At 38.4% G+C, this 1661-nt stretch carries 1 protein-coding gene; it reads left to right on the forward strand.

The window, feature by feature from the left end; translation table 11 throughout:
• The first annotated feature begins 52 nt into the window (after window positions 1–52).
• A complete protein-coding gene (locus tag VB740_RS36610) occupies window positions 53–1003 on the forward strand; it encodes an RpoD/SigA family RNA polymerase sigma factor (protein ID WP_323204697.1) in 951 nt (316 codons plus the stop codon).
• Window positions 1004–1661: the final 658 nt, after the last annotated feature.

Raw genomic sequence — 1661 nt, forward strand, 5'->3', positions numbered from 1 at the left:
ATTTTCAACCGACTCTGCATTTATATTATGCAGCTTAAATGCCGATTAGCTTATGTCCAGCCTGAGTCCAGACATGGTTCGTATCTATTTGCAAGAGATTGGTCGTTATCCAATGCTAACCGCCGACCAAGAAATTGCTTATGGGAGGCAGGTACAGCAAATCATGGCAATTGAGCAAAGAAAAAATGTACTCACCCAACAACTAGACCGTGAGCCAACAATGGTCGAATTAGCTGTTGATGTTGACAAAAGTGAACCGGAAATAGCTCAAATACAAAAGCTTGGGCAACGAGCCAAACAAAAAATGGTGACAGCAAACTTGCGTCTGGTGGTTTCGATTGCCAAAAAATATCAGAAGCGCAATCTGGAATTCTTAGATTTGCTGCAAGAAGGGGCAATAGGTTTACAAAGGGGTGTAGAAAAATTTGACCCCAATCGCGGCTATAAGCTTTCCACCTACGTATACTGGTGGATTACGCAATCAATCACACGGGCAATTGCAGAGAAATCCCGTACTGTACGCTTGCCAATTCATATCACCGAACAATTGAACAAAATTAAGAAGGTACAGCGAGAATTATTTCAGACACTGGGTCGTCCAGCCAGTGTTGTAGAAATTGCTGAAACTTTAGACTTACAACCAAGCCAGATTAGGGATTTTCTCAGCAGTTCAAAGCAGCCAATTTCTCTAGATGTAAAGATTGGAGATAACCAAGATACAGAACTTAGTCAACTTTTACCAGATGAGGGCATATCTCCAGACGAACATATCACCAAAGAACTTTTACGCCAAGACATTAATAGTTTATTAGAATCACTTAAACCGACGCAACGTGAAGTATTAATTTTGCGTTTTGGGTTAGAGAACGATCAAGAACTAACTTTAGCTCAGATTGGAGAGAAATTAAATGTCAGTAGAGAACGAGTTCGCCAAATTCAGCAGCAAGCAATCACTGCTCTACGTCGTCAAAAAACTGAAATTCAACAGTATTTAGTTTCGTGAGAAGTACTTATTGATGATATTTTCGGGACTAATTAGCGAAAAAGAAAGGCTGGGGTAGGGTTACAGGTTCGGGTGTAGGGAAAGACAGAAAGTCTTACTATACCCGTGTTTCTCACAAACTTCAGGCGTTTGATGGAGCAGAGGTCTGGGGCAGAGGAGAAAGAACAAGGCACATTGAACTCTCTCCTGCACAAGAGCACAAGCGCAGGCTTTGAGAGGTGTGGTGAGAAATCCGGGTATAGGTATACCCCACACACTATGATTTTTTCAGATAGTGTGAAAAGTCAGATTAAACAAGAAGATCAATATTTTTGAAAGGTTTAATTAAATTTCTACATTTAAATCAAAAGGTTGAAGTTTTAAAAAAAGATAATAACATAATAAAGGCTGAAAAGAATAGTTTGAAGAAAGAAGTTACAAAAATTTCTGATGATAATCGTAACTTACGTAACAGAATAGAAAAATGTAATTCAGGATTTGTTCGGTTTAGAAAATGTTAGTTTCAAGATTACTTAAAAAGTTTTGAGCCATAACCTATTATCTAGCAACAGTTGTTGGATGCTGGTGTGAAATTAGGTCAAATCTCGTCACTTTTGTAAATGGCTAAGTAGATAGGCATCAAAAAAGTCCGGTATGTTAAGATATATAAATACTGAAA

The sequence above is a fragment of the Nostoc sp. UHCC 0251 genome, from assembly GCF_034932245.1.
Lineage (GTDB): Bacteria > Cyanobacteriota > Cyanobacteriia > Cyanobacteriales > Nostocaceae > Nostoc.